The organism is Microbulbifer maximicatervae (SeqCode) (genome assembly GCF_056231245.1).
On sequence record NZ_CP174334.1, the window covers coordinates 4,119,566 to 4,140,601 of the forward strand.

At 49.7% G+C, this 21,036-nt stretch carries 18 protein-coding genes; 12 read left to right on the plus strand and 6 right to left on the minus strand.

All coding sequences use genetic code 11. From position 1 onward, the window contains the following. Positions 1-79: 79 nt before the first annotated feature. From ACJJIS_RS18000 to fabV, 3 genes are all read right to left on the minus strand, one after another. Complete coding sequence (locus tag ACJJIS_RS18000) at positions 80-313, minus strand: DUF2789 family protein (protein WP_413664456.1); 234 nt, start codon at positions 311-313, stop codon at positions 80-82. A gap of 149 nt (positions 314-462) precedes the next feature. Beyond that, positions 463-1,506, minus strand: a complete 1,044-nt coding sequence (locus ACJJIS_RS18005) for an NADP(H)-dependent aldo-keto reductase (protein ID WP_475708754.1) — start codon at positions 1,504-1,506, stop codon at positions 463-465. A gap of 135 nt (positions 1,507-1,641) precedes the next feature. Further along, a complete protein-coding gene (gene fabV / locus ACJJIS_RS18010; RefSeq protein WP_475708755.1) occupies positions 1,642-2,820 on the minus strand; it encodes an enoyl-ACP reductase FabV in 1,179 nt (392 codons plus the stop codon). A 480-nt stretch (positions 2,821-3,300) separates the two neighbouring features. Between fabV and ACJJIS_RS18015 the strand changes: the two genes are divergently transcribed. The 3 genes from ACJJIS_RS18015 to ACJJIS_RS18025 all read left to right on the plus strand — a co-directional run bounded on the left by ACJJIS_RS18015 (position 3,301) and on the right by ACJJIS_RS18025 (position 5,178). Continuing rightward, positions 3,301-3,729 (plus strand): acyl-CoA thioesterase, encoded by a 429-nt coding sequence (locus ACJJIS_RS18015; RefSeq protein WP_444906363.1) that lies wholly within the window; start codon positions 3,301-3,303, stop codon positions 3,727-3,729. 79 nt (positions 3,730-3,808) lie between these two features. After that, the gene (locus tag ACJJIS_RS18020; RefSeq protein WP_444906364.1) at positions 3,809-4,381 is read left to right on the plus strand and encodes a tRNA-(ms[2]io[6]A)-hydroxylase; all 573 of its coding nucleotides are present in this window, start codon (positions 3,809-3,811) and stop codon (positions 4,379-4,381) included. 86 nt (positions 4,382-4,467) lie between these two features. Beyond that, positions 4,468-5,178 carry a DUF2238 domain-containing protein gene (locus tag ACJJIS_RS18025; RefSeq protein WP_475708756.1) on the plus strand — a complete coding sequence of 237 codons (711 nt, stop codon included), beginning with the start codon at positions 4,468-4,470 and terminating at the stop codon, positions 5,176-5,178. Between the two features lie 9 nt (positions 5,179-5,187). Here the strand turns inward: ACJJIS_RS18025 and ACJJIS_RS18030 are convergent, their stop codons facing one another. Further along, positions 5,188-5,664 carry an Lrp/AsnC family transcriptional regulator gene (locus ACJJIS_RS18030; RefSeq protein ID WP_444914710.1) on the minus strand — a complete coding sequence of 159 codons (477 nt, stop codon included), beginning with the start codon at positions 5,662-5,664 and terminating at the stop codon, positions 5,188-5,190. A 177-nt stretch (positions 5,665-5,841) separates the two neighbouring features. Between ACJJIS_RS18030 and ACJJIS_RS18035 the strand changes: the two genes are divergently transcribed. Further along, positions 5,842-7,515, plus strand: coding sequence for an aminotransferase class V-fold PLP-dependent enzyme (locus tag ACJJIS_RS18035; RefSeq protein ID WP_475708757.1), 1,674 nt, complete (start codon positions 5,842-5,844; stop codon positions 7,513-7,515). 19 nt (positions 7,516-7,534) lie between these two features. Here the strand turns inward: ACJJIS_RS18035 and ACJJIS_RS18040 are convergent, their stop codons facing one another. Both ACJJIS_RS18040 and ACJJIS_RS18045 read right to left on the minus strand, forming a co-directional pair. Continuing rightward, positions 7,535-8,437 carry a universal stress protein gene (locus ACJJIS_RS18040; protein ID WP_444906368.1) on the minus strand — a complete coding sequence of 301 codons (903 nt, stop codon included), beginning with the start codon at positions 8,435-8,437 and terminating at the stop codon, positions 7,535-7,537. Then, complete coding sequence (locus tag ACJJIS_RS18045; protein ID WP_475708758.1) at positions 8,437-9,939, minus strand: SulP family inorganic anion transporter; 1,503 nt, start codon at positions 9,937-9,939, stop codon at positions 8,437-8,439. The genes ACJJIS_RS18040 and ACJJIS_RS18045 overlap by 1 nt, the downstream gene beginning before the upstream one ends. 372 nt (positions 9,940-10,311) lie before the next feature. On the opposite strand from ACJJIS_RS18045, the gene ACJJIS_RS18050 reads away from it, so the two are divergent. The 8 genes from ACJJIS_RS18050 to ACJJIS_RS18085 all read left to right on the plus strand — a co-directional run bounded on the left by ACJJIS_RS18050 (position 10,312) and on the right by ACJJIS_RS18085 (position 20,974). After that, a complete protein-coding gene (locus ACJJIS_RS18050; protein WP_475708759.1) occupies positions 10,312-11,592 on the plus strand; it encodes an efflux RND transporter periplasmic adaptor subunit in 1,281 nt (426 codons plus the stop codon). 82 nt (positions 11,593-11,674) lie between these two features. Continuing rightward, positions 11,675-12,376, plus strand: a complete 702-nt coding sequence (locus tag ACJJIS_RS18055; RefSeq protein WP_444895138.1) for an ABC transporter ATP-binding protein — start codon at positions 11,675-11,677, stop codon at positions 12,374-12,376. Positions 12,377-12,388: 12 nt separating this feature from the next. Further along, positions 12,389-13,702 (plus strand): ABC transporter permease, encoded by a 1,314-nt coding sequence (locus tag ACJJIS_RS18060; protein WP_475708760.1) that lies wholly within the window; start codon positions 12,389-12,391, stop codon positions 13,700-13,702. Positions 13,703-13,711: 9 nt separating this feature from the next. Then, positions 13,712-14,920: an ABC transporter permease gene (locus tag ACJJIS_RS18065; RefSeq protein ID WP_445360443.1), complete on the plus strand. Its 1,209-nt coding sequence runs from the start codon at positions 13,712-13,714 to the stop codon at positions 14,918-14,920. A gap of 137 nt (positions 14,921-15,057) precedes the next feature. Further along, positions 15,058-15,597 carry a nuclear transport factor 2 family protein gene (locus ACJJIS_RS18070; protein WP_444895141.1) on the plus strand — a complete coding sequence of 180 codons (540 nt, stop codon included), beginning with the start codon at positions 15,058-15,060 and terminating at the stop codon, positions 15,595-15,597. Positions 15,598-15,699: 102 nt separating this feature from the next. Then, positions 15,700-17,052 (plus strand): sigma-54-dependent transcriptional regulator, encoded by a 1,353-nt coding sequence (locus tag ACJJIS_RS18075; protein ID WP_475708761.1) that lies wholly within the window; start codon positions 15,700-15,702, stop codon positions 17,050-17,052. Then, on the plus strand, positions 17,052-18,377 hold the full coding sequence (locus ACJJIS_RS18080; RefSeq protein ID WP_475708762.1) for a sensor histidine kinase: 1,326 nt from the start codon (positions 17,052-17,054) through the stop codon (positions 18,375-18,377). Before ACJJIS_RS18075 ends, ACJJIS_RS18080 begins: the two co-directional genes overlap by 1 nt. 284 nt (positions 18,378-18,661) lie before the next feature. After that, positions 18,662-20,974, plus strand: a complete 2,313-nt coding sequence (locus ACJJIS_RS18085; protein WP_475708763.1) for an immune inhibitor A domain-containing protein — start codon at positions 18,662-18,664, stop codon at positions 20,972-20,974. The last annotated feature ends 62 nt before the right edge of the window (positions 20,975-21,036 follow it).

Genomic DNA, 21,036 nt, shown 5'->3' on the forward strand with positions numbered 1-21,036 from the left:
GGCGCAACCTAAGTCGGTTGAAAACGACGTAGTATACCCTATGCGAAGAGAGCGGGGAGCGCGTAACAGCCACAGGAGGTCAGTGCCTTAGCAGGGTATCCAACTCATCCACTGCGACACACCAATCCGAATCATCCAAGATGGCATTCTCCAGGAACTCTCGCTGCCCATCGCTCCAAAAGGAGGCGGAGGAAAGCTTCTCGTGACGGTGCAAATAGTGAGTGACCAGAAATTCATGGATCTGTGCATCTTCAGACGCCAGCCCCAACTGGGAAAACAGGTCCTTCAGTGTGTGATGTCCAGTAGTTTCCATAACGATTACCGCTATCTATTCTGGCAGCCATATTTTCATGGCAACTACCCCAATTATAGTTGGGCAGCCCCTGATTCATTCCGCATTATTCCTGCGGGGCTTTCAGAGGCATCACAGGCTTTAATCAATAGAATTCAGACTCTGCCCATTTAGGGCGCCGGGTTGGGATTCCCCTGGTGTATAGCTTCGATAGCCGCTAATTGCTCACTGTCCAGGGTAATTTCAACGCTGGAAATATTGGAACGCAATTGCTCGATAGTTGTGGCGCCAATGATATTTGAAGTGACAAATGGCTGCTGATTCACGAATGCCAGTGCCGTCTGCGCAGGGTCCAGACCAAACTCCCGGGCCAAATCCACATAGGCCTGGGTCGCAGCCAGGGTTCGCTCTCCAGCGTAGCGCTGAAAGCGATCATAGCGGGTAAGTCGTGCACCCTCAGGCTTCCTTCCCCCCAGATACTTGCCCGAAAGAACCCCAAATGCGAGGGGGGAGTACGCCAATAGGCCACATCTCTCGCGAATAGCAATTTCAGCGCAGCCAACTTCAAAAGCCCTGTTTAAAAGACTGTAGGGGTTTTGAATCGATACAATCCTTGGCTTCCCGTAGGCAATCGACTGCTGCAGGTACTCAAACATACCCCAGGGGGTCTCATTGGAAACACCGATATGACGAACCTTACCCTGCTCAACCAACTCCTCGAGTGCGCCCAATGTTTCAGCTATAGACACACCATCATCGCTGCCGTGGGTATAGTCCAGGCGCCCGAAGAAATTAGTTTGCCTTTCAGGCCAATGGACCTGGTAGAGGTCGATATAGTCAGTGCGCAAACGTTTTAAGGAATCGTCACAAGCCTGCAAAATCTGCTCTCGGTTCAGGCGGGGACCCGAGCGAATATGACCGACACCTGAATTGGCGGCACTGCGGCCCGCCACTTTAGTTGCGACAACAACCTGGTGCCTGCCTCCTCGCGCAGCCAACCAGTTGCCGATATATTCCTCGGTTCGGCCCTGAGTTTCTGGCCGTGGCGGTACAGGATACATTTCCGCACAATCAATAAAGTTAACCCCCTGAGATATTGCATAGTCGAGCTGCTCAGCGGATTCAGCTTCATTATTTTGTTCACCATAAGTCATGGTGCCCAGGCAGATCTGGCTGACCTTAAGGTTGGTGGTGCCGAGTTGGCGATACTCCATTGAAAAGCCCCCATAAACCGAAAAACTGAAAAACCGAAAAACCGAAAAACCGGATTATGCAGCTTTGCTAGGAAGAGTTGTAGGAGTGCATTACGGAAGGAGAAACGGGACTCCCAAATGGAGTCCCGTAAAATATCAGCTGAATTTGGTTTCTACCATGGGTGAGGTGTCAGCATCGTAATCAACGCCATCAACACCAAATCCAAACAACTTGAGGAAATCCGCCTGATAGCCCTTGAAGTCAGTCAAGTCAAACAAGTTCTCAGCAGTTACCTCTGGCCAGAGCTTTTCGATCTTCGCCTGAGTCTCAGGGCGCAGTTCTTTCTCGTCCATACGTAAACGGTTTACATCATCGAGACGTGGAGTATCGGTATAGAGCCCCTCAGTGTAGAGGCGGTATAGCTGTTCGATACAGCCCTCATGAGTCCCCTCTTCTTTCATGATTTTGTACGCAAGAGAGATATAGAGTGGCATCACCGGAATTGCAGAGCTGGATTGGGTCACCAGCGCCTTCAAAACGGCAACGTTAGCCGCAGCCTTACCGTTATCGGTGATCGCTTTTGCCGCGCGATCAAGATCTTCTTTAGCTTTACCGATAGTCGCGTGACCATAAATCGGCCAGGTCAACTTTTCACCGATATAGGTATAAGCCACAGTTTTGCAGTTATCAGCCAATACCCCGGCATCACCGAGGGCCTGCATCCACAGTTCCCAGTCTTCACCACCCATAACCTTGACGGTATTTGCGATCTCTTCGTCGCTCGCCGGCTCCAAAGTAATATCGGAGATCTCCAGCTTGTCAGTGTTCAGATTCTTGGCAGTGTAAGATTTGTTAATGGGCTTGAGGACAGAGCTATACAGCTCACCGCTTTTCGGATCTGTGCGACGCGGGGATGCCAAGCTGTAAACCACGAGATCAACCTGACCTAAGTCTTCTTTGATCATCTCTACAGTCTGGGCTTTCACCTCATCTGAAAAGGCATCGCCATTGATACTCTTTGCGTAAAGCCCCGCTTTGTGGGCCTCCTGCTCAAAAGCTGCGGAATTGTAATAACCCGCAGAAGCCGTGCGCTTTTCAGTAGGCGGCTTCTCGAAGAACACACCAAGGGTGCTTGCGCCGCAACCAAAAGCAGCTGTAATTCGTGATGCCAGGCCGTAGCCTGTGGAGGCACCTATCACCAGCACCTTTTTGGGCCCATTTTCAACCGCTGGCTGGGACTGAATATACTCAATCTGCTCGCGTACGTTAGCAGCGCAGCCCTGCGGGTGGGCATTGGTACAAATAAAACCGCGTACTTTCGGCTGGATGATCATCCTTACAGTCTCTCCCTTCGTCTTTTGGGAATCGTTGTTACCTGATTACAGATACGCTGGTGGCGCTCCGGAGAACTATCAACCCAAGGTCGTGAGTGCGACGCCTGGGTCAGGTTCGTGGGCCATTCTAATCTCTGTCGCCGAGGAGTCCCATAGCGGTATTTCCCACAATCGATAGATGACGTCCAAAATATCTACTATCCCGGCCAAAGCGCCATATCCTGTTCAAAACCCAAACAGGAAATCGATATTTCCTGACTTTCCTGCACATAAAAGGGGCTACAGTGATTAATGTCGCGCCAAGCCGGTGCCACAAAAGGGCTAATTGACATATTTCCACAGGAAAATTCATCAACTGCGCTTTTTCTGGCTTGGCACGCTGTATGCAGTCTCACCAGTGAAGGAAGCTTTTCGCTGTCATACAGCAAGCCAGGGATGGCTCGAGCGTTGTTCAACCTGTAGTAAGTTAGGAAGGTCAGAGTGAAATACTATTCGCGACACTGTGTGAAACCCGGAGACCTCAATCCCGCCCAGCGCCTGTTTGGCGGACAGCTACTGTCCTGGATTGATGAGGAAGCAGCAATCTTTGCCGGCTGCCAGATGGGTACTCCAATGCTGGTCACCAAACTGATGTCGGAAATTGACTTCGTCAGCTCCGCTTGCTGCGGTGATGTGGTGGAGTTTGGATTCGAAGTGGTTGGTATCGGCCAAACCTCTCTCACAGTCCATTGTGAGGTTCGCAACAAACAGTCACAGCAGCTGATTGTGCAAGTAGACCAAATTGTTTTTGTCGCGCTGGACGCACATGGCAAGCCCACCCCTCACGCAAAGGCCGGCATGTCCCTGGAACAGGCCCGAATTGTTACTCAACAAGAGCGGGAGGTTCGCGAACGCAGAATTGCCAGCTGACTCTACCCCGGAGCAATAACGCTCTAGAGCAGTGAACCGGTGGCGGTATACTGACGCTTTGCACTAACCGCCATCGACTATGTTTGAACTGCGATTTCACACCCCCAAACCCTGGGCTCAAGTGGTGCTCGCCGACTTTGATCGATTCCTGCAAGACCATGCTGCCGCAGAGAAAAAGGCCTCCGGCATGGCGGTATCCATGTTCTCTCACTATCCCGACAAGCCCGTTTTAGTGGAAGCCATGATCAATCTGGCACTGGAAGAAATGAACCACTTCCGCCAGGTTATCAAGATTATGCATGATCGAGGGATCTACCAGGCACCGGATGTGAAAGACCCGTATATCAACACCCTGCGCCAACTGATTCGCCGGGGGCCCGATGAATACTTGATGGACCGCCTGCTCACCGCAGCGATTATCGAAGCGCGGGGGTGTGAGCGCTTTGGACTGGTGGCTGAAGCTCTGCCAGCTGGCCCCCTGAAGACCTTCTACCAGGTCATCACCGATAGTGAAGCTCGCCACCACGAACTATTTGTCGAACTCGCGCTGGAGTACTTTCCCCGCGAAAAAGTGGAAGCGAGGCTATCTGAATTACTCGACGAGGAAGCCGCGATTACTGCCGCACTCCCACACCGCGCGGCATTGCATTAGCGGACCGTAATTCAACGCAATTCCTATTCCCCTCCAATGGTGTATCCTGGCGCCAATCTCTAGCCCGACGTAGAGGCGCCAAACATATGCAGACTTTCCTTCGCCAACACTGGTTCCATCTGTTCTTATTGACCACATTTGCCATTACCTGGGCCTGGTCTGCCTGGAACCCCCTGCACCCCGATGACTGGTTGCTGGAGAACTATCTGGTATTTGCCGCTCTACCGATCATTTTGATCAGTGCACGGAGTTTTCCCTTATCGAATATCTCCTATACATTGATCACCATCTTCATGTGCCTTCATGTGATCGGCTCTCACTACACCTATGCCGAAACTCCTTTTGGCTACACCTTGCAGGAATGGCTGGGCTCCGATCGCAATATGTACGACCGCCTGGTGCATTTCAGCTTTGGCCTTCTCCTGGCCTATCCGGTGCGAGAGGTTCTTGTGCGCCTGGCTCAGCTGCATGGATTCTGGGCCTATTTCTTCCCGGTAGACGTGACTTTTGCGCTCTCATCAATCTACGAAATCATCGAGTGGCAAGCGGCAAAAGCTGTCTCTCCAGAATTGGGCGCAGCCTTCCTTGGCTCCCAGGGAGATATTTGGGATGCGCAAAAAGACATGCTGCTGGCGGGGCTCGGCTCTATCACCACTATGCTGGTGGTACTCGCCCTGAACCTGTGGTTGAACTCCAACGCCTGGAGTGAGATTCGCAACAGTCTTAAGGCCCCCCCGGGTGACAGCGCCCTGGGAGAAACCCGCTTGCGCCACTGGTGGAGTAATCGACGCGGCTAGAGTCCAGCCCTATTTGGACAATGCATGATTTAGCGGTAAACGGGTTGTCTGCTTCATCGTCTCCATTACAAAACTGGAGCTGACATCAAACAGGTCGGCCTTGATCAGTTCCTTATAGAGACGATCGTAGCCAGGCATATCGGTGACTACCGCTTTGATCAGATAGTCCAAATCTCCACTCATGCGATGGACCTCAAGAATTTCAGCCACCCCCTGTATCAATTCGCTAAAACGGGCGGCCCACTGATCATTGTGCTGGTTCGTACGAATTGAAATATAGACCGTCAGCGGCAAGTTCAGTTTTTGCTGATCAAGGAGGGTAACCCTGTCGCAAATCACCCCCTCATTCTCAAGACGGTGAATGCGGCGCCAGCACGCCGACTTGGACATCCCAACCCGCTCGGCAATGTCCCCCACTGACAGGGTCGCATCAGCCTGCAACAGCTCTAGTATTGCCCTATCCAATTTGCTTAATCCTTCAGTCATCACTCAGTCCCCGCCTCGCCCAATCACACAAAATGACGCCTTATGGCACATCTTTACGATTTAAATCTTATTATCGGCACATTCATTCATAAATTACACAATAAAAGATACAAGTAGAGACATTGTTTCAAGCATTCGGGACTAAAGTGAGCCCCACAAAACAGGGGAAAGGAAATCATGACAGACCTGATAAAGCACATTCGCGACTCGGTAATCGGCGAATTGCAAGCAATCGTAACGCCGTTTGGAAAACGTCCTCTGGTGTACGCCGATTACACAGCTTCCGGTCGTGCGCTGACATTTATCGAAGAGACTATCCGCCAGCAGGTACTGCCCTTCTATGCCAATACCCACAGCGAGAGTTCTTATGCAGGTGCCCATACCACCGCGCTACGGGAGCAGGCCCGTGAAGAAATTCGTCAGGCAGTCAACGCCAGCGATAACCATAAAGTGATTTTTTGTGGTTCTGGTGCAACAGCCGCGATCAACAAATTGATCGATATTCTCAACTTGCGCCTGCCCGCAGACCTGGATAGGCAACACCAGCTCTTAAGTAGAATTCCCGAACATGATCGCCCGGTTATTTTTATCGGCCCATACGAGCACCACTCCAATGAACTCCCCTGGCGAGAGAGCATTGCCGATTTGATCGCTATTCCACTGGATCAAAGAGGCAAACTTGACCTTGAAGTACTGGAATCAGAACTGCGTGCCCATGCCCATAGACCATTTAAAATCGGCAGTTTTTCTGCGGCCTCTAACGTAACCGGAATCAAAACAGATGTAGAGGCAGTGACTGCACTCCTTAAAAAACACGGAGCTTTATCATTTTGGGACTACGCCGCCGCAGCACCCTATGTGCAAATTAATATGCAAGGGCCAGCAACGCCGGATAGCCACTACCAAAAGGATGCCGTGTTTATCTCCCCGCACAAATTCATCGGAGGACCTGGCACCCCAGGTATTCTGGTTGTACACGAAGATCTGCTGAAAAATTCGGTACCTGCCACACCGGGAGGCGGTATCGTCCTTTATGTCACGCCGGAAGATCACCGCTATCTGGAAGACGCCGAGCGCAGTGAAGAGGGCGGCACCCCAGCCATTATCGAGTCGATCAGGGCCGGAATGGTTTTCAGACTTCAACAGACGGTGGGCACAAAAGAGATTGGTCGACGCGAAACCCAATTTTTACAGCGGGCACTGCAACGCTGGTCGGAGGAGGAGGCCATTGAGATACTCGGCAATACTGACTCTGCGCGACTATCCATCATCTCCTTGCGAATTAAATGGAACAATAAGGACCTTCACTACGGTTTTGTAGTGGCATTGCTCAATGACCTGTTTGGTATTCAGGTTCGCGGAGGCTGCTCCTGTGCCGGTCCCTATGGGCACGCTTTATTGGGTATCGATATGGCCCACAGTAAATCCCTGGAAGAACAAATCCTGCAAGGTCACAAGGTACTGAGACCCGGTTGGATAAGACTCAATTTTAACTATTTTATCAGCGAGGAGGTCTTCGAATACTTATTGGAGGCAATGGCCCTGGTCGCCAACTACGGCTGGAGATTGTTGCCGTTTTACCGTTTTGACCCACTCACCGGCGTATGGCGATATCAGGATAAAAAAATGAAGACATCGCTTGATATTTCTCAGCTGACATTTACCGAGAAAGACACGCAACAAGAGCAGGAGAACCGTTGCAACTTAGATCTTAAGAGCTATTTAATGATGGGAGAAAAAGAGCTTCGCAAAGTTGGTCGCGAAGCCCATTTCTACGATTTAAGACTACCTGATGAGGCAGAACCCCTACGCTGGTTTGCCAGCCCCCGGGAAGCGGCACTGGCACTTTAAGTGGGAAGCGAAGGGGCTTCTACCGCAACAGCAACAGAGGCTGGCGGGCTTTCAACAACATTTTTACGGTGATGCTTCCCATCAGAAGGTCGTGCAGGCGGTTGTGACTGAAAGCTCCCATCACGGTTAGGTCAATCTGGTGCTCGGTTTGGTAAGCCACCAAAGCTTCAACGGTATTGCCGGTGAGATTACTGGTAGTACAAGTGAGTCCTGCAGAATCCAGTTTGGCCGAGGCTTCAGCCAACAAACTCTCCGCAGTTTCAGCGGGCCCTACATAGACAAGGTGACAGGAGAGTTCGCGAAATAATGGGCTCTCTGCAACCATCGCCAATGCCTTGCACGAGGCCTCACTGCCATCGTAGGCAAGCATCACCCTGCTGGGCTCTGTGAAGTCCCGATTGACCACCAGAATCGGCTTGTGCAGTGAGCGCACTACTGTCTCCAGGTGAGCGCCAAGTCCACGCTCAGAATCCCCGTGCTCTTCACCGCGAATTCCCAACACCAGCGCGCGAATGGAGTCTTCCATTTCCACCACTGATTCTGTCAGGCTGTCGTGACGCTGGCAGGCTTTGATATTTTGCACACCGGCGTCTTCGGCACGGCTGCGGGCGGCCTGTAGCATCAGTTTGCCCTGCTGCACCATTAACTGCGCCCGCTGCTGCTCCAGCGCAGTTAACTCTTCCAGTAACTCCTCCTGACTTCCCAGGCCAATGCTGCCGGTAAAATCGGTTACCGCAGGGACACTGCTTCTTTCGATGTTGTGCAACAGCTTTAACGGTGCTTGCAGGCTCCTGGCCAGCCAGGCCGAGTAATCACACACCGCTCCAGTGTAATGAGAGCCATCGATACAGGAGAGTATCAATGGCGCCTTGCCGCCATTGCCTGTGTTCTCATTGTTATTTTCGCTGTTGCTTACGGCCATCAATGTCCTCCAAGAACCCGCTCAATTTCCTCGGGCTTATCGTGTACGCCAAAACGGTCGACGATCGTTTCACTGGCTTCATTCAATCCTACCAGCTCGACTTGTGCTCCCTCACGGCGGAACTTAAGCACCACCTTGTCTAGCGCATTAACCCCGGAAACATCCCAGAAGTGCGCGCGGTTGAGGTCGATCACCACCGTATCCACCACCTCTTTGAAATCAAACGAAGCGGTAAACTTATCGGCTGAATTGAAAAATACCTGCCCAATGACCTTGTAAGTGCGGCGACTCTGCTTTTCATCCAGGGAGCTGCTCACATACATAAAGTGACTGACTTTGTTGGCAAAGAAGAGCGATGCCAATAGCACACCGACAAATACACCATAGGCCAGGTTGTGAGTCCACACTACCACAACCACAGTGGCCAGCATTACCAAATTTGTAGAGAGTGGGTAGTGCTTCAAGTTGCGGATGGAGCCCCAGTCAAAGGTGCCGATAGAGACCATAATCATGACTGCCACCAGCGCCGCCATGGGGATCACAGCAACCCAGTCACTGATAAACACTACCAGTGTCAGCAGACCGATACCGGCCACCAGAGTGGAAAGACGGCCGCGGCCACCGGATTTCACATTAATAACAGACTGGCCGATCATGGCACAGCCAGCCATACCACCCAGGGTACCCGCAGCAATATTGGCAATACCTTGACCTTTACACTCACGGTTCTTGTCACTGGTAGTATCCGTCAGGTCGTCGACAATCGTCGCCGTCATCAGGGATTCCAACAAGCCCACTACGGCCAGACCTGCGGAGTAGGGAAGGATAATCTGTAAGGTTTCAAAGTTAAGCGGAACATCTGGCCAGAGGAACACAGGCAGAGTATCCGGCAGCTCACCCATATCGCCGACAGTGCGAATATCCAATCCCATCGTCACTGCCACTGCGGTGAGGAGCAGAATACACACCAGCGGTGATGGCACAGCCTTGCCAATCACGGGGATATAAGGGAACAGGTAAATAATCCCCAGACCCGCCGCAGTCATTGCATAGACTTCCCAGGTGCCGCCGATCAATTCCGGCATTTGCGCCAGGAATATCAATATTGCCAGGGCATTGACGAACCCCGTCACCACAGCCCGGGAGACAAAACTCATTAAGCTCCCCAGCTTCAGGTAACCCGCAATAATCTGCAGTACCCCCGTCAATAAGGTTGCCGCAAGCAGATATTGCAACCCGTGTTCTTTCACCAGGGTCACCATCAGCAGAGCCATGGCCCCGGTGGCAGCGGAGATCATTCCCGGGCGACCGCCGACAAATGCAATCACAACGGCGATACAGAAAGAGGCGTAGAGCCCGACCCTGGGGTCAACGCCCGCAATGATCGAGAAAGCGATGGCTTCGGGTATCAAAGCCAGGGCCACTACAAGGCCGGCGAGAACATCCCGACGTATGTTGCCGAACCAGTCGGCTTTGGTCGATGAAAGCAGCGAAGGAAACATAGGAGACAGCTAATTAAATTGAGATTGATCAAAAAAAGGCCGCGCACTCTACCATAAACGGCAGCAACCCCGCATGGCGCAGCCTCCCTCTCCCCCACTTTTCCTCTGACAAATATCAGAACTGTCCACTGCCGTCCGACCGTGGACAAGGCGGACACCGGACACTTTTTGCGGACACCATCAAGAAAACTAAAAACTACAAAGTTTCAAAAAATTCCTTTTATTTCAACAAGTTAAATAAAAATTAACTGTTGGCATGCTTATTGCGATACCCCTCCTAACAAGCAGATTCTTAACTCAGAATCCAAATTTCCAAAAGCCTGCATCCAAATAGCAATGACAGGCAAACAGTAAGAGAAACGGAAAGCCGCAATGATTAGAGATACTTCCAGGCAAGATACCAAGATAGAAGCCGTGCCGGTTTGGAAGAACAAAAAGGTCGTCAAAGCCTCGGTATTTGCCAGTTTGACAGTGGCATTCCTGATCTGGGGTATCAATTCCTGGCACAGCAATAGCTCCGTCGACAGCACCCTTTCCCTTTCCCGAATCAATATCGCCCAAGTCCAGCGAGGAGACCTGGTGCGGGACCTGGTGGTTCAGGGCCAGGTGGTCGCTGCAAACAGCCCCACGCTTTTCAGCCCTGCCCAGGGCATTGTGAAGTTTGCGGTGAAAGCTGGGGATACCGTTGACGAAGGGCAATTGCTGGCCACCGTCGACAGCCCGGAACTATCCAATCAACTGGCCCAGGAAAACGCCCAACTCAACCAGTTGACGGTGAACCTGCAGCGCCAAAAAATCCAGGCCAAACGCCAGCATATGGAAAACCAGCAAAAGGCCGACCTGGCCAAAGTCAACCTCACCGCTGCCAAGCGAGAGTTAAGACGTGCAGAGCTGTCTATGGAAAAGCAAATTATCTCGCGGCTGGATTTTGAAAAAACCAAAGACGATATGGCCCGAGCCCAGCTGGAGTACGAACAAGCCGTACAAAATGCGGGACTGGAAAAAGAATCACTGACCTTTGAAACCCAGAACCTGGAACTCCAGGTCTCACAACAACGCCTTCAGGTAGAAGAAACTGAGCGCCGTGTACGCGAGCTGAACATTATCTCACCGGTCAACGGCACCGTCGGTAGCTTAGCTGTGGCGCAGCGCAGCGCCGTAGGCGCCAATGCGCCACTTATTACAGTTGTCGATCTCACCAGCTTTGAACTCGAGGCCAAGGTGCCGGAAAACTATGCCGACGACCTGGGCATCAGCATGGCCGTGGCAATCAATCTCGGTGGAAAAGAATTATCCGGGGAAATTACCGCAATCTCCCCCGAAGTCATCAACGGTCAGGTGGTTGCACGGGTTCGTTTCACTGAGGGCCAGCCGAAAAAGCTTCGACAAAATCTCCGCCTCACCGCCCGCATACTGCTGGAAAACCGCAATAACGTACTGTTGGTCAAACGCGGTGGCTTCCTCGATCAAAGCGGTGGCAACCATGCCTTTCGTTTGAACAGCGAACAACAGGCGGAGCGAGTTTCCATCCAGATAGGCGCCTTTGGCTTAAAACAGGTAGAGATTATCTCGGGCCTACAAGAGGGAGACAGAATCATTATCTCCTCTTCCGAGGAACTCGAAAATGCCCAGCTAATTGCGCTGACAGATTAACCCCGAATTCAAATTGGAGCTCGATATAGCTCCTTAGTAAATCAATCAATAATTTAAAGTTTAAGAAAAAGGGAATATCGCAATGTTGAAAATGAACAATATCCGTAAAAGTTTCCGTACCGATACTATCGAAACTCATGCGCTGCGCGATTTCAGTCTCGAGGTTAAAGAGGGGGAGTTTGTTTCTGTAACCGGCCCCAGTGGCTCCGGTAAAACCACCTTTCTTAATATTGCCGGCCTACTGGAAACGCCCACCAGTGGAGAGTACCTGCTCGACGGTGAGAATGTCAGTAATCTCAATGACCGCCAGCGCTCACATCTGCGCAACGAAAAAATAGGCTTTATTTTCCAGGGGTTTAACCTGATTCCCGACCTAACCTTATTCGACAATATCGACGTTCCCCTGCGCTATCGTGGTTTCAATGCAAAAGAACGTCGCAAGCGTATTGAAAAAGTGCTCGAGCAGGTAGGCCTTTCTGCACGCGCTAAACACCTGCCGGCACAGCTCTCCGGTGGACAGCAGCAACGTATCGCTATCGCCCGCGCTTTAGCTGGCGAACCCCGTTTTCTGCTTGCGGATGAGCCCACCGGTAACCTCGACTCCTTAATGGCCCGCCAGGTAATGGAGCTACTGGAGTTTATTAACGAGTGGGGAACCACCATCGTAATGGTTACCCACGATCCAGAACTTGCACGCCGTGCCCACCGCAACATCCAGATCGTAGATGGACAGGTTTGCGATTTACGTGCGGTCCCCGAGCATCCTGCTGCCGTTACTGCTTAAGGAGACTGCACCATGTTTGGATATTATATTTCCCTGGCCCTACGAAGTTTGCGCGGAACCCCGATTTTAAGCAGCTTAATGGTTGCCGCTATTGCAGTCGGTGTCGGCGCCTCTATGACGGTGCTGACCCTGAACTACACCATGTCCCAGAATGCTTTAAAGCACAAAGACGACGTTCTCTTTGCTGTACAGCTAGACAGTTGGGATGTTAATAAAGCTTACAAAAGTAAGAATGAAATACCCTGGCAGCTGACCTATCGGGACGCCGAAGCGTTATTGCGCTCAGATATTCCCCCCCGTCAAGTTGCCATGCATCGCTACGGTTTTACCGTTGAGATTGAAAACTCTGCTATTAGACCTTTTGAATCACATACCCGGGTAACTACCCGGGACTTTTTCGCTTTGTTCGATGTGCCCTTTATTTATGGCGGCACCTGGGAGGAGTCTGCTGATAGCTCTCCTACTCAAGTAGTTGTGCTTTCCAAGCCGACAAATGACAAGCTTTTCTCTGGTCAAAATAGCGTTGGAAAGACAATAAAACTCAACGACGAACCCTATACGGTAGTGGGTGTTATCGACACTTGGGAGCCCTCACCAAAGGTATATGATGTCAACAACAGCCCGTTTGATACAGTAGAAGAGTTATTCATACCCTTTGGCTTACACCGCAAGTTGGAAATTCACAGCTGGGGCAACACCAATGGCTGGGACAATGCCGATCCGCAGGGATATGAAGAGTTTCTACAGAGTGAATATCTCTGGGTTCAATACTGGGTTGAACTTACAACTAGCGAGCAAAAAGCGCAGTACGAAAATTTTCTTCGCGCTTATATACAGCAAGAGAAAGCTCAAGGGCGTTTCGAGCGACCACTAAAATTTGCCTTGAGTAAACCATCTGAATGGTTGGTTCTCAATGAGGTACTCAGTGATGACAACCGTATTCTTGGGTGGGTTTCTCTGGCGTTTCTCCTGGTATGTATTATCAATGCCGTCGCATTGTTGTTGGCAAAATTTCTACGCAAAGCACCAGAAGCTGGTGTACGTCGCGCCTTGGGAGCAAGTAGAAGTGCGATTTTCACCCAGCACTTGATTGAAAGCGCAACCATAGGAATCATCGGCGGAGTAGCAGGTATTTTTCTCGCCATACTCGGCCTTAGCGGCATTCGCTACCTGGCCATGGGCCAAATCGACACACTTCCAACTATGGATTGGGTCATGATGGTTGCGGCTATTGGCCTGGCTATTGTCGCAAGCCTATTGGCAGGCTTTTACCCAGCATTGAAGATCAGTCAAACCAACCCTTCTATCTACCTGAAAACCCAGTAAGGCCTGACCATGCTTGAATTAAAACCGATGCTGTCCGCCCTCTGGCGCAACAAAGTTTCTGCACTGCTGATTGCCCTTCAGCTTGGCTTAACCCTGGCAATTATCAGCAACACAGCAATAATAATCCAAGATAGAGTAGAAAAGATAAACCGGCCCACAGGAATCGATGTCGACAACATTATTACTATTGGGTTCATGGCAATACCAAAAGACTACGACACAATTGGGGCGGTAAGAGCCGATTTGGGGATTCTCCGCCAACTTCCAAATGTTGTCGATGCTTCGATCACTCAACAAATCCCTCTATCGCAATCAGGATCGTCTTCGGTATATCACAATAAAGCCAATCAGGAGATCGGCGGTGAGGGAGCCAACTACTATCAGGTTGATCCACACTTTATTAACACCCTAAATTTAGAGTTAGTCGCAGGTCGCAACTTTACCGAGGCAGATATGCAGGCCAGCAACTCTCACGAGGCTACAAAAAAACCTGTTGTCATTATCACCCAGCAACTTGCTGACAAGTTCTACCCCAATCAGGATCCTATAGGGCGGCCAATTTTCTCCGGTGGTAGCTCTGAACCGATGGAAATAGTCGGAGTTGTAGAACGGCACTTGGGAGCCTGGGTTGGATGGTCCAAAGCTGGCAATGTGATGTTTTACCCAGAAATAAAAAATAGGCGTTATGCAAAATATATAGTACGTACAGAGCCGGGCAAACGCGATGAGGTAATGAAGGTGTTAGCTGACAAGCTGTCTGAACGGGACCCTCAGCGAGTAATCTCTGTTGAACCACTCTCTAAGTATGTCAAGCGCAGCTATGCTATCGACAATATGATGGTTAAAGTACTTTCTATTGTTGCAGCCATGTTGAGCTTTATTGTAGCTCTTGGCATTGTAGGTCTAACCATTTTCTGGATTAATCAAAGGGCCAAGCAAATTGGTGTTAGACGTGCATTAGGGGCCACCCGTACTAATATCAGCCGATATTTCCTTATTGAGAATGGAATGATAGCGAGTCTGGGTATCGCAGTGGGAAGTGCAGCGGCACTGATTGCCAATCAATATATGGTTCGCGATTACTCACAGCCTGCTTTAACGATTGTTCCCCTAGTTGTTTGTGCACTACTTGTCCTTTTGGTCAGCCTTGCTGCTGCACTTGCCCCAGCTTTGCGAGCAGCGAATATATCACCGGCAACAGCCACTCGAAGTATTTAAACAACAACCTTGAGGGGGTGAACTACATACTCACCCCCAAATAAAGGTCAAAATTTTTTATTCACTTCGCATGATTTATTTGTCACATCCGGCGGACATGCCCAGACTACAGAAAATAAACAATAAGGACATTGATCTTGTTAAAAAAAATATCTTCTTTATTTTTTGTGGGGCTAACCTTCATTAGCCCAAACTCACAAGCTGAAAAACATCCGGTTATTGCTGGCCCACTAGTAACTGAAGAACTAGTACAACAAATTACTAGAGCCGACCAACGTTTATTTGATGCATTATTCAATAATTGTGATCTAAGAGAAGCACAAAACTTGGTTACCGATGACTTTGAAATGTACCATGACAAGTGGGGTCAAACAGCAAAGTCTGGAGAGGAGTTTGTCAATGCCATTACCAATATGTGTAAACAGCGTGAGAATGGAAATGGTATTCGTGCACGTCGTGAACTGGTAATCGAGAGTACTAAAATCTACCCTGTTAACCATTACGGTGCTATTCAGTCAGGCACCCATCGATTTTATGGCATCAATGACGACAAATCTGAGATCTTACGGGAAAGTTCACAGTTTACTCATCTCTGGAAACAGGTAGACGGAAAGTGGCAGCTCGCGAGGGTACTCAGCTTCGACCATAAACCTGCTGAGCAACATATCGCCCACTAACTCTCCCTAATCTATTTGTGGCAGGGAAAACCTGCCACAAGCACTCCCCCTCGCCATCAACACATTGCATAATAGGCGCCTTAATAGCGTGTCTTAGAAACTATGGACAAAGTACTTATTATTGACGACAACAGCAGTATCGTTTCTGCCCTGGAGATCCTGTTGTCTCTGCATGACTTGCAGCCACTTTGTGCGATTACTCCTCAAGCCGGCTTACAGCTACTACGAGAGAATAGCGATATCAACCTGGTTATCCAGGATATGAATTTCACCGCTGACACAACTTCTGGAGAAGAAGGCAAAGAACTGTTCTTTGCGATTCGGGAAATAAATCCGGACCTTCCGATTATCCTGCTGACCGCTTGGACTCAACTGGAAATGGCCGTTGAGTTAGTCAGAGCTGGTGCTGCTGATTACCTGGGTAAGCCCTGGGATGATAATAAGCTAATATCCACAATTAACAATTTATTGGAGTTGGGAGAATTACAAAAGCGCCAGCAGGCATCCCAGCAACAAGCTTTGAATGCTCGCAGCCAATTACGGGAGGACTTTTTACTACAAGACATAATTTACCGCAGCGATAAAATGCAAAAGCTGTTGGAGATGGCCACTCAAGTAGCGAAATCTGAAGTTCCCATCCTGATCACAGGGCCAAATGGGGCAGGCAAAGAAAAGATTGCTGAGATTGTCCAGGCGAACTCTTCATCTAGAGAAGGGCCTTTTATTAAAGTTAACGTAGGTGCACTGCCAGAAGATCTGATGGAAGCAGAGCTGTTCGGGGCCGAACCTGGAGCCTATACCGGCGCCGGCAATCGGGCACGGGAAGGCAGGTTTGAAGCTGCCGATGGCGGCACCCTGTTTCTCGATGAGATTGGCGAGCTGTCACCCAGTGGCCAGGTGAAATTACTGCGCGTACTACAAACCGGGGAATTCCAGCGTTTAGGCAGCAGCCAAACCCGCAAAACCAAAGTTCGGGTAATCAGTGCTACCAATAGGGATCTCCACAAGGCTATCGAGGAAGGCAAGTTTCGCCAGGATTTATTTTATCGACTCAATGTTATAGAGCTGCGCCTTCCGCCACTGCATGAGCGCCCTGAGGACATCGCCCCCCTCGCAATGAGCTTCCTCGCAGAAAGTGGTAACTCCAAAAAACTATCTCCTCAAGCATTAAATGCCCTTACTCGCTATCATTGGCCCGGCAATGTACGGGAGCTGCAAAATGTTATGCAGCGAGCGGCCGTCCTAAGTCAGGAGGATACTATCGATGAAGCCGTCCTGGCACTTCCTGAGCAAATGACAACCGATAAAGTGGAAGTGAGTTTTGAGCCCAGCCGCGAGTTGCTACAAGAGACACTATCCAACTGCAATGGCATTATTGCCCAGGCTGCACGAGAACTCGGTATGAGCCGCCAAGCGCTATACCGCCGCCTGGAAAAACACGGTATACCCTATTGATGTCGAAATATTTTTCACTTGAAGGCCGCCTTATTACAACAGCGGCCATTCCCTTAGTCGCTGGTATTACCATATCCTGGCTCGGCACTCGGGCTGGCTTTAACCCCTCGCTATCCTGGGCAGTGGGGCTTATCATTTCATTGCCGTTATTAATTATACTGGTTCGCCTTATAATTACCCCCCTAACTAGCACCCTAAAATCACTACAAAATGGCCTGCTAAATTTTCGTGACGGCGACTTCTCAATTTCCCTTGTACATCCAAAGGATAGCGAGCTCAGAAAAATAACACTGCTTTACAATGAAATTGGCGAACATTTACGTAAAGAGCGCGCTCATATTTATCAACGGGAACTCCTTTTAGACACCGTTATCCAGACATCTCCCCAAGCTCTTTTACTGGTCGATCAAAGCGATCGTATTATTTACTCAAACAGTAGTGCCAAACAACTACTCAATAATGGTAAGCCTATACAAGGGTTAATGTTACAAAACCTCCTACCCAAAAGCCCTAAAGAAATAGCTAGCGCCATTAATAGCTGGAAAAATGGACTATTTAATTACACTGATAGTAATGGACCGCACTCCATGCATATCGGGAACAGTACATTTATATTGAATACCCAAAAGCATCGCTTAATCGTCTTGCGGGAAATGACCCGCGAACTAACTCGTGCGGAAGTAGAAGTTTGGAAAAAAGTTATTCGCCTGATAAGCCATGAACTGAACAACTCCCTTGCCCCGATCTCGTCTCTCGCCCACTCAGGAAAAATGCTGGTAACAAAGCCCGGCAAAGAGAAAGCCCTGGAAAAAGTATTCGATATTATTGCAGATCGCTGTAAGCATCTAACAGAGTTCACCCAAGGATATGCCTCTTTTGCAAAACTCCCTCCCCCTAGCTGCGAGGCCATAACTTGGCAAGATCTAGTCGATCGTATAATGCCAATTCAGGCCTTCTCAATTAAGGGCGCCTTACCGGATGAACCCGGTTATTTTGACCCCATTCAAATTGAACAGGCCCTGTTAAATTTGATTAAAAATTCACGAGAAGCTGGTAGTGATAGTGAGAATATTGAGCTTGAAGTCAGCACCGATATCCTTGGGCAAAAGTTAGTACTCTCCGATCGTGGCTGTGGCATGAGTGAGAAAGTGCTCGAGCAGGCTTTGCTCCCCTTTTTCTCAACTAAAGAGCAAGGTGTCGGCCTGGGCTTAGCTCTCTGCCGAGAAATCATTGATGCACACGATGGGTACATACAACTCTTGAACCGCCCCGGTGGAGGGTTACAAATTTGCCTCTGGCTACCATGGAAAAACAATAAAAATTAAATGTGCAACAAGTTATGCTACAAAAGCCATCCAGACGGGGAAATATTTTCAAACAGTGTCAACGGGAAAATTTCTCAGTGATCAAATGAACGTCACACTTTAGTTTAAAATTATGCCAAATCTCTATAATTTTATTGCGGCCTAATCATCTTAAAACGTCATCCCTCTGTAGCTAATAATAAAAAAACTGAGCTGCCACAACTCGAAATCTGACTATTTTAGTAAGTTTTATTTATGTCTGATTTCGGAACTTATAATTATCTCGGAACGCACAAGAAGGGATCATGCTAAAAATAAACAGTTTGCTCTCCGTCGGCACGCTTGCACTGAGCCTGATGACAGTCAATGCCCACGCCGTTAACTCATCTCAAAAGGGCGGTGATCAAGTCGACTTGGTTATTGCCAATGAAGCCAAATTAATTGATATGCTCAAGCGCTCTGGGCGCATCAGCCAAGATGCCTCTATTGCAGAAGCTGAACGCACTTTAAAGGTTTACTTAAAAGAGCGGGCCACCCATAGCATTAATGGGGCTCAAGATCTTTCCAGCGATACCGTAACGATGATGCGCGATGCCCGAGGAGGACATCACCCCCGGCTTAAAAGGGGCAAAGGCCCCCTTCACCGCAACCATGGCAGCCGCCACCCTAGAAACATTCAACTAGAGAGCTACGACGGTGAAGCCCAAACTGCACGGGTTCTCGCTATATTGATGGAGTTCCCCGATTTTCCCCATAACAGCATCGAGCCCGGGGAAAGTGATATGTACTACGCGGATTACGCCGCTGAACATTACGCTGACTTACTTTTCTCCCAAAACGGCTTTGAAGGCCCCAATGGGGAAAACATGCTATCCATGCAACAGTTTTACTGGCAGCAATCCGGTAACAGCTACTCAGTTGAAGGCTCTGTAGCAGGTTGGTATATGGCCAGCCAACCTGCAGCTTTTTACGGCAATAACACTGATGGAGATGCCCGCTCCCTGATTCGCGAGGCCCTGGAAGCTGCAGCTGCCGACCCCACAGTAGACCTGTCAGATTTTGATATTGAAGACCGTTACGACTTGGATGGTGATGGCGATTTTTGGGAAGCAGATGGTTTAGTAGACCACATCATGATCTTCCACTCCTCGGTTGGTGAAGAAGCAGGTGGCGGGCAACTGGGCGAAGACGCCATTTGGTCTCACCGTTGGAATCTTGGCGGAGTCTATTCACTTGAAGGGACTACTGCGGAGGTAGATTACTGGGGCGGCACTATGGCCGCTTATGATTACACCATTCAGCCGGCTGACGCCGCTGCAGGGGTTGTCAGTCATGAATACGGCCATGACCTGGGCTTGCCCGATGAATACGATACCGATGGTAGCGGTCGCGGTGAACCCGTCTCCTCCTGGTCCATTATGTCCAGTGGTAGCTGGGCCGGTATTATTCCGGGTTCAGAGCCCACCGGCTTCTCTGCCTATGCCAAGGAATACCTGCAACACAACCATGGTGGGAACTGGCTTCATGGTGAAACTATTGCACTAGATGAAATTCCTCGCCGCGGTATCGAGTTGCTACTCGATGAAGCGGTTAATAAGGGGACCAATAACGATGCAGTCCGAATTGACCTACCAGCAAAACAAGAAATAGTTACCGAACCCAGCAGTGGAGAATACGCCTACTTCAGCGGTAGCGGCAACAACCTGCAAAACTCTATGACAATATCTGTTGATCTGAGCAATGCAGAAACAGCAAGACTCTCTTTCAAAGCTTGGTACGACATTGAGCTGGATTGGGATTACGCCGCGATCATGGTAGATTCCGGTGATGACTTTGTCTCCATTCCTGGTTCAGTAACTACAGATACCAACCCCAACGGCACCAACCCAGGTAATGGTATTACTGGTAGCTCCGAGGGCTGGATTGACGTTGCATTCGATCTAAGCGCTTACGCCGGGCAAGAAATTAGCCTTTCACTTACCTATATTACTGATGGCGCCGTAGCGAATTCAGGTCTTTTTGCCGATGACATCAGCATCGAAATTGATGACACAACATTCCTTTTCGATGATGCTGAAACTGATGGCAACTTTAGCCTTGCAGGCTTTAGCCGAAACCCAGGCTATCTCGAGCACGATCACTACTACTTACTCGAATGGCGTACGCATCGCGGCGTTGATGCCGGATTGGCACATGTGAATGTAGCCGGCGAGATGCTCACTTTCACAGAAGGCCTCTTGGTTTGGTACGTAGATTCCAGCTACGATAATAACTGGGTTGGCGTACACCCAGGAAATGGCTTCCTCGGAGTTGTTGATGCCGACCAAAATGTATTGAGATGGAGTGATGATTCCGTTGCCAGTACCCGCTATCAGGTTCACGATGCCACATTTAACATCGAAAGAGCCGACGACATGGTTCTGGATTTACTCGAGGACTACGGCATACTCTTAAGTGACACTCACAACCGCCGCTACCCATTGTTTAATGACACCCGGAGCTATAGCAGCGAAGAAATACCAGATGCCGGCCGCGCTATCACACCTTACGGCTTAAAGGTTCGGGTCGTATCTCGCAGCGGAGATAAATCTGTAGCTAAAATACGCGTAACCAAGTAAAGAAGTAAAAACAGACGGCGCCTACATGGCGCCGTCTCCAATTTAACAAATAGAATAAGATT

Bases quoted from the DNA above. Each gene is read 5' to 3' on its own strand.
- ACJJIS_RS18030 (WP_444914710.1), bottom strand. From the start codon at position 5,664: ATGACTGAAGGATTAAGCAAATTGGATAGGGCAATACTAGAGCTGTTG.
- ACJJIS_RS18065 (WP_445360443.1), top strand. From the start codon at position 13,712: ATGCTTGAATTAAAACCGATGCTGTCCGCCCTCTGGCGCAACAAAGTT.
- ACJJIS_RS18085 (WP_475708763.1), top strand. From the start codon at position 18,662: ATGCTAAAAATAAACAGTTTGCTCTCCGTCGGCACGCTTGCACTGAGC.
- ACJJIS_RS18025 (WP_475708756.1), top strand. From the start codon at position 4,468: ATGCAGACTTTCCTTCGCCAACACTGGTTCCATCTGTTCTTATTGACC.
- ACJJIS_RS18040 (WP_444906368.1), bottom strand. From the start codon at position 8,437: ATGGCCGTAAGCAACAGCGAAAATAACAATGAGAACACAGGCAATGGC.
- ACJJIS_RS18075 (WP_475708761.1), top strand. From the start codon at position 15,700: ATGGACAAAGTACTTATTATTGACGACAACAGCAGTATCGTTTCTGCC.
- ACJJIS_RS18045 (WP_475708758.1), bottom strand. From the start codon at position 9,939: ATGTTTCCTTCGCTGCTTTCATCGACCAAAGCCGACTGGTTCGGCAAC.
- ACJJIS_RS18005 (WP_475708754.1), bottom strand. From the start codon at position 1,506: ATGGAGTATCGCCAACTCGGCACCACCAACCTTAAGGTCAGCCAGATC.
- ACJJIS_RS18055 (WP_444895138.1), top strand. From the start codon at position 11,675: ATGTTGAAAATGAACAATATCCGTAAAAGTTTCCGTACCGATACTATC.
- ACJJIS_RS18000 (WP_413664456.1), bottom strand. From the start codon at position 313: ATGGAAACTACTGGACATCACACACTGAAGGACCTGTTTTCCCAGTTG.
- ACJJIS_RS18060 (WP_475708760.1), top strand. From the start codon at position 12,389: ATGTTTGGATATTATATTTCCCTGGCCCTACGAAGTTTGCGCGGAACC.
- ACJJIS_RS18020 (WP_444906364.1), top strand. From the start codon at position 3,809: ATGTTTGAACTGCGATTTCACACCCCCAAACCCTGGGCTCAAGTGGTG.
- ACJJIS_RS18050 (WP_475708759.1), top strand. From the start codon at position 10,312: ATGATTAGAGATACTTCCAGGCAAGATACCAAGATAGAAGCCGTGCCG.
- fabV (WP_475708755.1), bottom strand. From the start codon at position 2,820: ATGATCATCCAGCCGAAAGTACGCGGTTTTATTTGTACCAATGCCCAC.
- ACJJIS_RS18035 (WP_475708757.1), top strand. From the start codon at position 5,842: ATGACAGACCTGATAAAGCACATTCGCGACTCGGTAATCGGCGAATTG.
- ACJJIS_RS18080 (WP_475708762.1), top strand. From the start codon at position 17,052: ATGTCGAAATATTTTTCACTTGAAGGCCGCCTTATTACAACAGCGGCC.